At 71.1% G+C, this 13,332-nt stretch carries 9 protein-coding genes and 1 pseudogene; 8 read left to right on the top strand and 2 right to left on the bottom strand.

The window, feature by feature from the left end:
- The first annotated feature begins 121 nt into the window (after window positions 1-121).
- The 4 genes and pseudogenes from V5O46_RS01775 to V5O46_RS01760 all read left to right on the top strand — a co-directional run bounded on the left by V5O46_RS01775 (window position 122) and on the right by V5O46_RS01760 (window position 2,232).
- The gene (locus tag V5O46_RS01775) at window positions 122-952 is read left to right on the top strand and encodes a helix-turn-helix domain-containing protein (RefSeq protein ID WP_332882558.1); all 831 of its coding nucleotides are present in this window, start codon (window positions 122-124) and stop codon (window positions 950-952) included.
- Complete coding sequence (locus V5O46_RS01770; protein WP_332882557.1) at window positions 949-1,152, top strand: DUF397 domain-containing protein; 204 nt, start codon at window positions 949-951, stop codon at window positions 1,150-1,152. Before V5O46_RS01775 ends, V5O46_RS01770 begins: the two co-directional genes overlap by 4 nt.
- 205 nt (window positions 1,153-1,357) lie before the next feature.
- Window positions 1,358-2,013: pseudogene (locus V5O46_RS01765) on the top strand (class I SAM-dependent methyltransferase).
- 21 nt (window positions 2,014-2,034) lie between these two features.
- On the top strand, window positions 2,035-2,232 hold the full coding sequence (locus V5O46_RS01760) for a DUF397 domain-containing protein (RefSeq protein WP_332882556.1): 198 nt from the start codon (window positions 2,035-2,037) through the stop codon (window positions 2,230-2,232).
- Window positions 2,233-2,473: 241 nt separating this feature from the next.
- On the opposite strand, the gene V5O46_RS01755 is transcribed toward V5O46_RS01760, so the two are convergent.
- Window positions 2,474-3,112, bottom strand: a complete 639-nt coding sequence (locus V5O46_RS01755) for a DUF6879 family protein (RefSeq protein WP_332882555.1) — start codon at window positions 3,110-3,112, stop codon at window positions 2,474-2,476.
- On the bottom strand, window positions 3,105-3,374 hold the full coding sequence (locus V5O46_RS01750) for a hypothetical protein (protein ID WP_332882554.1): 270 nt from the start codon (window positions 3,372-3,374) through the stop codon (window positions 3,105-3,107). The genes V5O46_RS01755 and V5O46_RS01750 overlap by 8 nt, the downstream gene beginning before the upstream one ends.
- Window positions 3,375-3,600: 226 nt before the next feature.
- On the opposite strand from V5O46_RS01750, the gene V5O46_RS01745 reads away from it, so the two are divergent.
- The 4 genes from V5O46_RS01745 (at window position 3,601) to pglZ (ending at window position 13,324) form a co-directional block, all read left to right on the top strand.
- On the top strand, window positions 3,601-4,011 hold the full coding sequence (locus V5O46_RS01745) for a hypothetical protein (RefSeq protein ID WP_332882553.1): 411 nt from the start codon (window positions 3,601-3,603) through the stop codon (window positions 4,009-4,011).
- Complete coding sequence (locus V5O46_RS01740; RefSeq protein ID WP_332882552.1) at window positions 4,008-6,164, top strand: tetratricopeptide repeat protein; 2,157 nt, start codon at window positions 4,008-4,010, stop codon at window positions 6,162-6,164. The genes V5O46_RS01745 and V5O46_RS01740 overlap by 4 nt, the downstream gene beginning before the upstream one ends.
- 369 nt (window positions 6,165-6,533) lie before the next feature.
- Window positions 6,534-10,424: a BREX-2 system ATPase PglY gene (pglY, locus tag V5O46_RS01735; protein WP_332882551.1), complete on the top strand. Its 3,891-nt coding sequence runs from the start codon at window positions 6,534-6,536 to the stop codon at window positions 10,422-10,424.
- Window positions 10,421-13,324 (top strand): BREX-2 system phosphatase PglZ, encoded by a 2,904-nt coding sequence (gene pglZ, locus V5O46_RS01730; protein WP_332882550.1) that lies wholly within the window; start codon window positions 10,421-10,423, stop codon window positions 13,322-13,324. Before pglY ends, pglZ begins: the two co-directional genes overlap by 4 nt.
- Window positions 13,325-13,332 lie beyond the last annotated feature (8 nt).

The following is a 13,332-nucleotide window of genomic DNA, read 5'->3' as shown; positions in this document are numbered from 1 at the left end:
GGCGCGGGCTGTACGCCTGCGCGGTGAGCTTGTCCGCGGCGCGGGGCGTGACCGGATATGGAGGCCGCGCGTTGGGTGACGTTCGGTGGCTGTGGTGTGGTCGTACGGGAGGAGCTGCGGCGTGAGCGACGAGGTTCAGCAGCCGGAGTACGAGTTCGGGGCGGGCATTCTGTCCGTGTTCGGCAGGCAGTTGAAGCTGATCCGGGAGCGGGCGGGTGTCGACCGCGCGAAGTTCGGCTCCCTGACCGGCTACTCGGCCTCGACGATCGCTTCGTTCGAGCAGGCGAGACGGATTCCGCCAGGGAAGTTCATCGACCGGGCGGATGAAGTGCTCGGAGCGGGTGGGGTGTTGAGCGCGGGGAAGGAGGAGGTGGCTCGGGCTCAGTATCCGGCGTTCTTTCGAGATGCGGCCAAGTTGGAGGCCGAGGCGGTTGTGCTGCACGTGTACGCCACCCAGGCTGTGCCAGGTCTTTTGCAGACCGAGGAGTACGCGCGGGCGGTGTTCGCCATGTGGCGACCGCAGTTGGACGAGGAGGTCGTCGAGCAGCGGCTGGCTGCCCGGCTGGCGCGACAGGCCATCTTCGACCGGCGGCCCGCACCGCACGTGAGCTTTGTGATCGAGGAGGCCGTGCTTCTGCGTCCGCTCGGTGGTGATGCGGTTTGGCGCGGGCAGCTGGAGCAGATCCTGCTCATCGAGGAGAAGCGGAACGTAGAGATCCAGTTGATGCCGCTCTCCCGTCAGGAACACGCGGGATTGGCTGGCCCGTTCACCTTGATGGAAATGAAGGATGGGCGCAGGATCGCCTACGCGGAGGTACAAGGCGACAGCCGGGTCCACACGGTGCGTCAGAAGGTCCGAGAGCTTGAATGTACGTACGGGACCCTGCGCGCGCAGGCCCACACTCCGGCAGAATCACGTTCGTTGATCGAGAGGCTGTTGGGAGAGAGATGAGCGGGGAGAAGGCCAGGATCGGCCTGGACAGACCGGCCTGGTTCAAGAGCAGCTACAGCGCTGGCGACGGCGGCGAATGCGTAGAGGTCGCCGCCCGCCCCGGCAAGGTGCACGTCCGCGACTCCAAGGACACCACCCGTCCCGCACTCGCCGTGGACCCCACGGCGTGGACCGCGTTCGTCGAGTTCGCGGCACTCTGACACGGGCAGGGCCCTCGGCGGGCCTGCGCTTGCCGAGGGCCCCGGTGCATGTCCCGAAGGGTGGGAGCCCCATCGTGTCGCCTGGACGGCATGCCTTGGCGGCGTTGACGCTGGAGCTCTTGGGCGCGTGATCAGTTCACTGCCCGACGGTCTCGTCCCTCGGAGGGTAGGGGCCAGCCCTTGCTAAGAGCTAAGAGGAAGCGCCTTGCCTGTACAACACGACATCGCCGCTGAGACGGAGCTATGGGACGCCTTCGCCGCTTCTGCTTTCAAGGAGGCGCGGAGCCGAGCTTCTGCTGGACCCAGTACGCCGGTCACGGACCAGGCCCGGAGCTGATGGGCGACCCGCGCTCCGTGCTGGAGATCGGTTGTGGCACCGGCCGTGCTCTCGCCTACCTCGCTGAGCGAGGCATCGACGCCCGGGGTGTCGACCTGTCTCCCGTCATGGTCAAGAGGACCACCGCGAAATGGGGCGGCACCGGCGCGGAGTTCGTGTGCTCCGAGGTGCTGGAGTACCTGAGCGAGCACGAAGAGGTGTACGACGCGGTCTACTCGGTCTTCGGTGCTGCCTGGTTCGCCGACCCGGGCCGTCTCTTCTCTCTCGTCCGCCGGAGGCTCAGGCCCGGCGGCGTCTTCGTGTTCTCGCAGCCGCCGGCCATCCCCGGCGCGTACGGCCCGCAGGGCATGTACAAGGGAGGCTTCGCCGGAAAGGCGATGTTCACCTACCGGTACAGCTACCGCCCAGCTGTCTGGGAGCGCCTGCTCACCCGAGCCGGGTTCGCCACGGCCGACGCGCGGGTCCTCGACGCTCCTCACCCTGGGCACATCGGGACGCTCCTCGTGCGCGCCGTTGCTCCGTGACGGACCCCGGCCAGGGGCGTAATGGTGTTCCGGCTCGCGACGGTACCTGAGTCGGCCTGGTTCAAGAGCAGTTACAGCACGGGCCCCGGCGGCGAATGCGTCGAGGTCGCCTCACACCCCGGCATGGTCCACGTCCGCGACTCGAAAGACACAACCCGTACCGCACTGGGCGTACCACCCGCGGCCTGGACCGCGTTCGTCCAGTTCGCTGCACTCTGACAGGGGCGGCACCGATCGCAGGCCTTCCGGCGGGCGTGTGCTTGCCGAGGCCTCAACGGAGCCGGTGCAGTGGGCTCCGTGAAGCCCGCACGGACGCCACTGCCGTCAAGCTGGAGGAACCTCAGTCCTGACACCGCAGGCGCGCTCTGCGGGCCGAGGGCGTCGCCGATGCGGGCGTTCTGGTCATTGCCCGGGCGGTGATCTGTCGGCGCAAGGACTCGCTCGCGACCCGCGCTACTGATCACCGCGAACGGCGAAGATCCGCCGGAGCACCGGACACCCGGGGCGGGGCCAGCCGGGCGATCTCCCGGTCGAAGAAGGCGTGGAATTCTTCACCGCGCTCATAAAGCCCATCGAATCCGACGTTCGTTTCCCGGATCAGTGAGCGGTCGGTGTACCGGTTGGCGCCGGCCGCATTCCCGTCCTCGTCGTAAACGACCTCGTACATGACCGCATCGCCGAGAATCACCACTTCTGGCACCGGGCGACTCCGCTCGATGTTCGAAATGTCGCGAGCGTCCATAACCTTAATGTCGTCACCCAGGTCCACGCGCACGCGCAGGACGAACATCTCCCATTGCACATACGGCGTCACCGGGAATTCCACGACGCGAAGACGGCGGTGCCTGACGCCCGATTGCGACGCCCGCCGGAGTTCCTGCGCGTAGTCCTCGCGCCTCTCGTCGGCCAAGGCCAGTGCTCTCTCCCAGTCGCCGGCGGCGAAGGCCTCCCAGCTCGCGAAGCCACGCTCCTGGAAGTGCTGGCCGCGTTCGAGCTTGTTGAGGAAGCCGACCCCGCTGTTGTAGACCCGGCCCAGGTCTGCGTGGTACGCGAGGCGGTCCAGGCGCTCGGAGGCACCGTCAGGGAAGGAATCAAACACCGGGGATGTCCGGCTTCGCCGCGATGAGCATGTTCCTTGGGATGACCACGAGGCGTTCGTCCGACCCGATCGAGACCCCGTCGGGCAAGTTCCTGCCGAGCGACTGGGTGAGGTCCCGGCCGATGACGGCGATATCGCCGTTGGCGAGTTCCCAGATGTCTGGGCAGTCAGGGGTTCCGGTTGTGTTTCCGAGTTCCTGGGGTGTTTTTCCCAAGCGCTGTTTGAAAGTCGTCTCCGGATCCGCTTCCCATGGCCTGGTCATCTTCCGTTTCCCCCTCGATCGGTCGGAATGCCTTACTGTAGCGCGCAACTCGCCCGCCTGGCCAGGTGTTGGGTCCGGTCCACGGGGAATGACGAGGATTGATCCCTCCTCGTTTCATGTCACTCAAGGGTGGAATGATAATGATCGGAAGGAAAATCAGGCCAACGCCTGCGGGGCGATCTCGCCATCTGTGTTGTCGGAAAAACGGGTGAACGGAGGGGCGGCTGTGGGCCCAGAAGTGACCTTGCTCGCACAGAGCGCGGGTACCACCTTGGTCGCGTTGATGGCGACCGATGCCTGGCACCATGTGCGCGACGGGATCACACAGCTCTGGCGCAGGACGCAACCCGAGCGCGTCGAGATCGTCGCCGCCGAGTTGGAGGCCGGTCGCGAGGACGTGCTGGCCGCCGCGGCGGCGGACGACCAGGAGACTCTGGACGAACTACGGGTTCAGTGGCAGGGGTTGGTGCTGCGGCTGCTCGTCGCCCGGCCCGCCGCCGTTGAGGAACTGCGCGGACTGCTGGACCAACTCGACCCCGGTGGCTCGGCTGCCCGGCAGATCACCCAGCATGCCACCGCGTCCGGTCAAGCCCGGGTCTACCAAGCCGGGCGTGACCAGCACATCGCAGAGCGATGACGGGTGGGGCGGACGGCCACGCCGAGGACCAGGGACGTGTCTATCAGTCGCGAGGTGACCAGCACATCCACGAGCATCACCATTACGGCGGTGATGAGCCCGGGGGCGGTGGCCCGGACTCCGTGCGCCGCCCGGCAGTGGGGCGACCGCCCGTCGTACTGCGTGACCGCGACGAGGTGATGGAACGCCTGCGGGCGAGCGTCGAGGCGGGGCGCGGGGGCCAGGTCTACGTGCTGTACGGCATGGGCGGCTCGGGCAAGACGGCGGTCGCCTGCGCCCTGTTCCAGGAGGTCATCGGAGAGCGGGGCCGGGCAGGCCTGTGGGTCAACGCTTCCGACCGCGCCAGCCTGCGCGCCGGCATGCTCGCCGTCGCTGCCGACCGAGGGGCGGGCGACGGCGAGCTGCTCGCGGCACGCAACGGCCTCAGACCTGCCGCCGACCTCGTCTGGACGTATCTCGATCGCTCCGCCGAACCTTGGTTGCTGGTCCTCGACAACGCCGACGAGCCGGAGATCCTACGGGACGGCAGCTGGCTGCGCACCAGCCCCCGCGGCGTCGTCCTGGTGACCACCCGGCGCGCCGCGGCCCGCTGGTGGCCAGGGGCCGAACTGCAGCACATCGGCGTACTGCCGCGTGAGGATGCGGCGTTGGTGCTGTGCGACCTCGCCCCGGACACCGGTACGCCCGAGCAGGCGGCGCAGATCGCGGACCGGCTCGGGCGGCTGCCTCTTGCTCTCACCCTGGCCGGCGGCTTCCTCTCCCACCAGGTGCTCGATCCCTGGACGATGGACGCCTACGGACAACACCTCGAAGGAGACGAACGGGTTCAGCTGATCGACCGGGGAGCCGACGCGTTGTCCGGACCGGACCCGCGACATCTGGTCGGCTTGACCTGGCAGCTCACACTCGACATCTTCGAGGCACGCGGGCTGCCCGAAGCGGCGATGCTGCTCAGGCTGCTGGCCCGGTTCCCAGCCGAGCCCCTGCCGCTCAGCCTCCTCAACCACGCCGACATCGGTGACGTCCTTCCCCGGGCCCGTACCGAGACAGCCCTGAGAGCCCTTCTCGACCAGTCGCTGTCCGAGCTGGTCGACATCGTGGGAGCGCGCTGCGTGCAGAGCCATGGTGTGCTGCTCGACAGCGTGAGCGCGGCGACCCCCGCAGACCTGCTGCCCGCGCTCGACACCACGGCCGTCCGGCTGCTCGACGCCGCCGTCCCCCGGGCACCCGATGCGGGCCCGCACGATCCGCAACTGCGACTGCTGGTGCCTCATGCGCTTACCTTGGTGCGACGTATCGGCGAGCCCTCGGCCGCCGCCGACGCCCTGGCCGTCGCGACGCGCCTTTCGGTCGCCCTGCACCGGACCGGGGATTACCTGTCCGCCTGGGAGACCTCCCGCGCCGCGGCGGACCTCGCACAGCGACTGCTCGGCCAGGACAACCGGCTGGTCCTGGCGGCCCGTTCGCGAAGCGGCAGGGCACTGTTCCGGCTGGGCAGGTACGCCGAAGCCGAGTCGGTGCTCCGCGGTGCCCGCGCCGCGCAGGAGAGGCTGTTCGGGGCCGACGACCCCGACACCCTGGACACCTCCTACGGGCTTCAGCTCGTGCTGGCGAATCTCGGCAGGCGAGAGGAGTCGATCGCGTTGCTCCGAGCGACCGTGGCGGGTCGACACTCGGAGTTGGGTCCGGCGCATCCGCTGACACTGCGCGCCCGTGCCAGCCTGCTGGAGATGCTGCCCTCCGCCGAATTGGCCGTCGAGGAAGGCGGCGCGCTGCTCTCCTTGCCTGCGCAGTGCGACCGGCTTCTCGGCTCCGATCACACGGTGACGCTGGGCGCCCGGCACAACCATGCGTGGGCGCTGTACCTCCTGGGCCGGTTCGCCGCGGCCGACCGTGAGATCAGGCTGGTCACCGATAGGTACGTGCGGCGCTTCGGTCCGGAGTACCCGATCGTTCTCGCGGCCAGGCAGTTGCTGTCCCGGACCCGGGCCGCGCTCGGCCACGTCGATGAGGCGATCGAGCTGATGGCCGATGTCGTCGCACGGCGGGAACGCGGACTGGGCCACGAGCACCCCTTCACAGTGGCGGGCCGACAGCTCCTGGACGAGTACCGATCGGGTCGATGGCGCCCGCCGCAACCGTGCGGCGCGTGAGAGCGGCATGCGCGGACGGTGCACGGGGGTGTACGGCGCGGGGTCGGTCGGAGTACGGATGTAGGGTGCTATGCGCAGGCTGTACAGGTGACCGTCGAGGACGAGGGGGACAAAGAGTGCCAGTGTTGCGACCCCGTCTCCCCTGACCTGGCCGATGCCGTGAACGTCGGTCCTACCCGGCGGCACGTGACCCGGTCTCCTCCGCGCCGAGCAGGCCCACCGGCACCTCGCACCGCTCACAGGTCCCCGCGCTTACGGGCCCTCCTCCATGGCCCGGACCGGTATCCGGCCCTGGGGCTGGGCGCCAGACCCGCACCACACCGACACGAGCAGCAGCAGCGACCACCGTCAGGGAGAGCGAGACCCGCAATGGCCCAGCCGCCCCTCCTCCGCGACGTCATCGACATCAAGGAGTCCATCTCCACCTCGGACTTCGTGCTGTCCCTCGCCGAGGCGACGACACCCGAGGGCGCCCGGCACGCGCTCAAGGACTACGTCGTCACCGAGCGGCTGCTGGAGAACTTCGACGAGGCGCTGGCCCTGATCAGATCCTCGCTCGACGGGCACCGCTCCAAGGCGGCCTACCTGCACGGCTCGTTCGGTTCCGGCAAGTCGCACTTCATGGCCGTGCTGTACGCGCTGCTCAGCGGCGACCCGGCCGCCCGTGCCCGTACCGAGTTCGACCCGCTGCTGACCAAGCACGAGTGGCTGACCACGGACGGCAAGCGGTTCCTGCTGGTGCCTTACCACATGCTCGGCGCGAAGGCCCTCGAACAGCGGGTGCTCGGCGGGTACGTCACGCACGTCAAGAAGCTGCACCCGGACGCCCCGACCCCGCAGGTGTACCGGACCGACTCCCTCTTCGCCGACATCCGCGCCATGCGCGCCAACATCGGTGACGAGGCGGTCATCCGGGGCCTGGGCGGCGGCGATGCGGATGGTGACGAGGAGGACGAGTGGGGCGAGGGCTTCGCCTGGACCCCGCAGCTCCTCGACACCGCGCTCGCCGCCGAGGAGGACCACGAGGGGGCCGCCGCGCTCGACCTCCGCAACCCGTCCACCCCGGCCGAGCTGCGGGCCAAGCTGGTCAACGACGCCGGCACCAACCTCCTCCCGGGCTTCGCCAGGAACGCCGCCGAGGACGAGCACGGCTTCGTCTCCCTCGACGCCGGCCTGTCCGTGATCGCCGAGCACGCCAAGTCGCTCGGCTACGACGGGCTGATCCTCTTCATGGACGAGCTGATCCTGTGGCTGGCCACCCTGATCCACGACCAGAAGTTCGTGGCCCGCGAGGCCAGTAAGATCACGAACTTCGTGGAGGGCGGCGACGCCCGCCGCGCCATCCCCGTCGTGTCCTTCATCGCCCGCCAGCGCGACCTGCGCGAACTGGTCGGCGAGGAGGTGTCGGGCGCCGCCGAGTCGTCCATCCAGGACACGCTCAACCTGGCCTCCGGCCGGTTCGACAAGATCACGCTGGAGGACCGCAACCTTCCGCAGGTCGCCCACGCGCGCCTGCTCAAGCCCAGGGACGCCGAGGCGGCCAAGCTCGTCGACGCGGCCTTCGAGCAGACCAAGCGGGTGGGCAGCCAGGTCTGGGACACCCTCCTCGGCTCGGAGAAGGGCACGACCGGCGCGGACGCGGAGTCGTTCCGGCTGACCTACCCGTTCTCGCCGGCGTTCATGGACACCCTGGTCCACATCTCGTCCGCGCTGCAGCGTTCCCGCACCGGTCTGAAGCTGATGGGCCAGCTGCTCGCCGACCACCGCAACGAGATCCGGCTCGGGCAGCTCATCCCGGTCGGCGACCTGTACCCGGTGATCGCGGAGGGCGGCGACAAGCCGTTCACCGACAGCCTGAAGGTCGTCTTCGAAGCCGCCGACAAGCTCTACAAGACCAAGCTGCGGCCGTACCTGCTCAGCTCGTACGACATCACCGAGGACGACGTCGAGCAGTACCGCAACCGGCCCGAGTCCCTCACCGACCCGCAGCGCGCCAACCGCTGCCGGATGTTCGCCGGCGACAACCGGCTCGTGTGCACCCTGCTGCTGTCGGCGCTCGCGCCCAGCGTGCCCGCGCTGTCCGAGCTGACGATCCGGCGGCTCGGCGCGCTCAACCACGGGTCGGTGCTCGCGCCCATCCCCGGCGCCGAGGTCGGCATCATCAAGAACAAGGTCGCCGAGTGGGCGGCCAGGTTCCCCGAGATCAAGGAGACCGGCACCGACGCCAACCCGGGCGTGCGGCTGGAGCTGTCCGGCGTCGACGTGGACTCCGTCATCGCCAACGCGCAGGTCAACGACAACCCCGGCAACCGGGTCGCCCTCGCCCGGCGGCTGCTGTCGGAGGAACTGGGCGTCGACCACGGGCAGCTGAGCGACCAGCTCGGCTTGGTGTGGCGCGGCACCGCCCGCACCGTCGAGATCGTGTTCGGCAACGTCGCCGACGAGGACGAGCTGCCCGACCACGACCTGATGCCGCAGGAGCAGGGGCGCTGGCGGATCGCCATGGACCTGCCCTTCGACGAGGGCGAGTGGGGCCCCGTCGAGGACGTCAACCGCATCCGGCGACTGCGCGAGCGCCAGCAGGGCGAACGGTCCCGCACGGTCGCCTGGCTGCCCGCCCATCTGTCCGCGCAGCGCCTCGCCGACTTCCGCCGGCTCGTCGTCATCGACAAGGCACTCGCCGACGAGCACCGCTTCGACACCCAGTACGCGGGCCACCTCAACGCCGACAACCGCAGCCGCGCCAAGGGCCTCCTCGAAACCCAGCGCGACGCTCTGCTCAAGCAGGTCAAGGGCGCTTTCAAGCAGGCCTACGGGCTCGCCCGGAAGCAGGCCGCCGACGTCGTGCCCGACTTCGACGACCATCTCGTCGCACTGCCCGACGTGGACGGCCTCACCCTGTCCTTCGGGCAGAGCCTGCACGACGGCATCCGGCACATCGCGGGCAAGCTGCTCGCCCACCAGTACCCGGCGCACCCCGACCTCGACCCCGACGCAACCGGGGCCGCCGTCAAGTCAGCCGACACGAGAAAGGTGTTCACGCACGTCCGCGCCGCCGCCGAAGCGCGGGACGGACGCGTGGAGGTCCCGGCCGCCGACCGCAGGCTGATGCAGCGGATCGCCGGGCCCCTGCGCCTCGGGCAGCAGAAGGAGGCGTACTTCGAGCTGTCCCGCTACTGGGCCGACCACTTCCGCCAGCTCGCCAGCGCCCAGGGCAGCACGGGGGACCTCACTCTGATCACCCTCACCGACTGGACCGACAAGCCCGACCCGCGCGGCCTGCCCGACTTCCTCGCCCGGCTCGTCGTCGCCGCGTTCGCAGAGATGGACGACCGGGTGTGGGTGCGCGGCGGCACCGTACTCGACCCCGCGCCGGAACTGTCCGCGATCAAGGACCATGACGCGCTGCGCAGCCAGCCGCTGCCCGCCGAGCCGGCCTGGGACACCGCACGGCAGCGCTTCGAGACGGTCTTCGGGCAGAAGGCTCCCGCCCTGCGGCGCGGCCGCATGGTCAACCAGTTCGCCCGCCAGATCGTCGAGGCCGCCCGTGCCCACCAGGGCCACACCGCCGACCTGGTCCACCAGCTGGAAGGCCACGCCACCTTCCTCGGACTCGACCAGACCGCGGAAACCGGACGGCTCGCCCTCGCCCGCCGCGCCATGCAACTGCTGGACGCGCTCACCGCGGAGGCGGGCAAGGGCGCGGCCGGTGCGAAGAAGACCGTGGAGGCCCTCGCCTCCTTCGATCTGGGCGAGACCAGCGCCGACCGGTACGGCACCTCCATCAAGCAGGCCCGCAGCGTCGCGGAAGCCGTCGCCTCCGCGCCCTGGAGCACCCTCGAACTCGCCGCCGGACTCGGCCCCGAGGGCGCGGCACTGCTCGACTCGCTGCGCAACGTGGCCCGCGACGACCAGCACACCGCGAACCTCCGCGACGCCCTGGCCCGCACCCAGCGCGAGGTCGTCGCCCTGGTGAAGCGCAGCCAGGCCGCCGTCACCCCGCCCCCGCCCCCTCCCGCCGAGCCCCGGCCGACGGCCGACGACGTGTCCCTGAACACACCGACCAGAGTCCCGCGCATCCCGTACACCCCGCAGGAGTCCGCGACACCGGCTACGTCCGGCGGCGGCTCCGCGCGAAAGGCCGGCGGCCGCCGGACGACGGCGGCGCGCGCCGTCGCCGACCTCCGGGCGGAACTGTCCGAACTGGCCGCCCGCCACCCCGACGCGACCATCGAGATCACCTGGCAGGTCGTCGAATGACGGACACCGTCGCCGCCGCCCCGGGCGCCGTCCGGCTGAACACGGCGACCGTCACCCAGTACCTGTCGTCGCAGTCCTCCCTCGCCGCCTCCCTGACCGCGGACGGCGGGGGCAGACGCCGGGTCGTGCTGCTGCGGTCCGCGCCCCAGTGGGACGGGCCCGCCGAACCAGTCTGGGGTGAGGGCCGGACGGCCGGCGTCACGGCGGCGCCCTCACCGCTCGCCGTCCACGAACTCGTCCTCGGTCATCTGGCGGGCCGACGCCCCGGCCCCGCCGTCCTGGTGGTCCTCACCGACCGCGAGCAGAACGAACTGGACCCGGCGATCACCGCACGCGTCCACAAGCAGCGCATCGACATGGTCGACAGCTGGGACGTGGTGCGGGAGGCGTTCGGCGCACGGCAGATCGACCCGCGCCTGAAAGACGCCGACTGGGCCGCCGAAGCCCTGCTCGACGCCACCCCGCCCGGCGGCTGGCCGCCGGTGCCCGGCGGCTGGCTGTCCCGGCAGTACGCCCTCACCGCACTCGCCCAGCGCCGCCTGCGCCTCGGCCGCTACGAGACCGAGGGCGGTGCGCGACGCCCCGGCGAGGACCGGCTCGACGCGCAGACCCTCCTGCACTGGTCGACCCGGCCCGGCGCCCCCGAGCGGCTGCCGGCCCTGCGCGGCCCCGAGCGTGCCGGGCTGACCGCCTTCCTCGGCGAGGAGGACCAGGCCGGTCTCGCCGGACGTGCTCTGCTCGCCCTCGTCGACGCCGACCGCGGCGTGGACGCCGCCGCCTTCGGCCTTGTGTGCGCGGCCCTGTGGCAGCACGCCGAGCCCGCCCCCGAGACCTATCGGGCCCGGGGCCGCGCCGAACGCTACCTCGGCGACCAGCCCCCGGCCGTCGGCGAACAACTCGACACCCTGGTGTGCGTCTTCGGCAGCTCCGCCGAGGAGTATGTGAGCACGCTGCTGGCAGCCGGGTGCCGGAACGGCGGCGCCGACGCCGACCAGGCCCGCGAGGCGCGCCGCACCAGCGGCATCGTGCTCGACCGGGCCGCCGCGCTGGCCCGCCAGTTCGGCGCCGAGCCGGCCGTCGCGGCGAGCCCCGTCCTGCGCGGCGGACTGGAAGCCCGGTTCACCGCCGTCGGCCACGCGCTCACGGCGGACGACACGACGGCCGTCACCGAGGCCGTACGACGGCTCGCGGAGCACCGGCTCGCCGCCGACCCGGAGGAGGCCGCCCGCGTCGAACGCGCCCGCATGGGTCAGCGCCTCGCCCGCTGGCTGGCCACCGACCCGTCCGCCGACGCGCCCACCGTCGCCGACGCCATCCAGCGGCACATCGCCGAAACCGGCTGGGCCGACCTCGCCCTGGAGCACATCGAGGCCGGCGGCGACCCGGACCTGGCACTCAAGGCCGCCTACGACACCCTCGGCACGCGCGTCAGGGACCGGCGGCGGCAGATCGACGCCTCCTTCGCCCGCTCGCTGTCCGGCTGGACGCAGGACGGCACCCCGCCCGGCGGCATGCTCACCGTCGAGTCGTTCCTCGACCGGGTGGTCGGGCCCGTCGTCCGGCGCGGGGAGGAGCGGCGGGTGCTGCTGCTCGTGGTCGACGGCATGAGCGCGGCCATAGCGAACGAACTCGGCGAGGAACTGCGCCGCTCCTGGGCGGAGTTCGACCCGCTCGCCGAGGGCGCGCCCCGTCGACGGGCGATGGCCGCCGCCCTCCCCACCGTGACGGCCGTGTCCCGGACGTCGCTCTTCGCGGGCGCCCTGATGAAGGGCGCGCAGGCCGACGAGAAGCGGCACTTCCCCGCGCTCAGGCTGTGGGGCGGGGCCCCGGCCGCCGTCTTCCACAAGGACGACCTGCGCACCGAGACCGCGGGCGACGCCTTCGGACCGGCCCTCACGGAAGCGCTCACCGACGGCAGAACGCAGGTCGCCGTCGTCCTCAACGCCGTCGACGACCGCCTCGCCAAGGAGCAGAAGCTCGGCGACGGCGCCTGGCGGATCGACGACGTACCCGGCCTGCGCGGCCTGCTCCGGGTCGCGGCGGCCCAGGGCATGGCAGTCATCGTCACCAGCGACCACGGCCATGTCGTCGACCGGCACGGAGCGAAGGCCGACGCGGCCACCGAACCCGCGTCCGCACGCCACCGCCTGCCCGGCGGCCCGATCGGCGAACGGGAGATCGCCCTGTCCGGACCGCGCGTGGTCTGGCCCGAGCCCGGCGCGTCCATCGTCGCGCTCTGGGACGCCGACTCCCGCTACACCGCCCTCAAAGCCGGCTACCACGGCGGGGCCTCCCTCGCCGAGTTCACCATCCCGGTGCTCGCGTTCCTGCCGTTCGGGGCGGAACCGCCCAAGGGATGGCGGGAGCTGGGGGACCAGCGGCCCCCCTGGTGGGCTCCCGAGGAAGCGGGGAGGCAGGCGCCGGACGGGCCTTCGGCTCAGCCGGCCGGCGCGGCTCCGAAGAAGCGGACGGCGAAACCGCGCAAGAAGCACCCCGACTCCGGGTCGCTGCCCGACGCGCTGTTCGACGTGGCGCTGACCGGCGGGGGAGACGACGCCCTGCTCACACCGGTCGTCGTCTCGCGCAGTGAGGCGCTGGTGAGGGCGCTGCTCGACTCGGAGACGTATCAGGGGCAGCTGGACGGTCTGGCGCGCAGGCCGCAGCGGGAGCAGGTCCACAAGGCCCTGGCGGCCCTGCTCGACGCGGGCGGCACCCTGCCCGCGACCGCGCTCGCCCAGCGCGCGGGCATGCCCACCGCCCGGGGCGACGGCTTCGCCGCGGTGCTGCGGCAGCTCCTCAACTACGACGGCGTACAGGTGCTGGAGACCTTGCCGGACGGGCGCACGCTACGGCTCCATGAGGCCCTGCTGCGCGAACAGTTCGCCCTCCGGGCGGGCTGACGGCGTCG

It is taken from the genome of Streptomyces poriticola (genome assembly GCF_036689765.1).
GTDB classification, from domain to species: Bacteria; Actinomycetota; Actinomycetes; order Streptomycetales; family Streptomycetaceae; genus Streptomyces; species Streptomyces poriticola.
This window is presented reverse-complemented; position numbering and strand designations above follow the sequence as displayed.

Bases quoted from the DNA above. Each gene is read 5' to 3' on its own strand.
- V5O46_RS01770 (WP_332882557.1), top strand. From the start codon at position 949: ATGAGCGGGGAGAAGGCCAGGATCGGCCTGGACAGACCGGCCTGGTTC.
- V5O46_RS01760 (WP_332882556.1), top strand. From the start codon at position 2,035: ATGGTGTTCCGGCTCGCGACGGTACCTGAGTCGGCCTGGTTCAAGAGC.
- V5O46_RS01750 (WP_332882554.1), bottom strand. From the start codon at position 3,374: ATGACCAGGCCATGGGAAGCGGATCCGGAGACGACTTTCAAACAGCGC.
- V5O46_RS01740 (WP_332882552.1), top strand. From the start codon at position 4,008: ATGACGGGTGGGGCGGACGGCCACGCCGAGGACCAGGGACGTGTCTAT.
- pglY (WP_332882551.1), top strand. From the start codon at position 6,534: ATGGCCCAGCCGCCCCTCCTCCGCGACGTCATCGACATCAAGGAGTCC.
- pglZ (WP_332882550.1), top strand. From the start codon at position 10,421: ATGACGGACACCGTCGCCGCCGCCCCGGGCGCCGTCCGGCTGAACACG.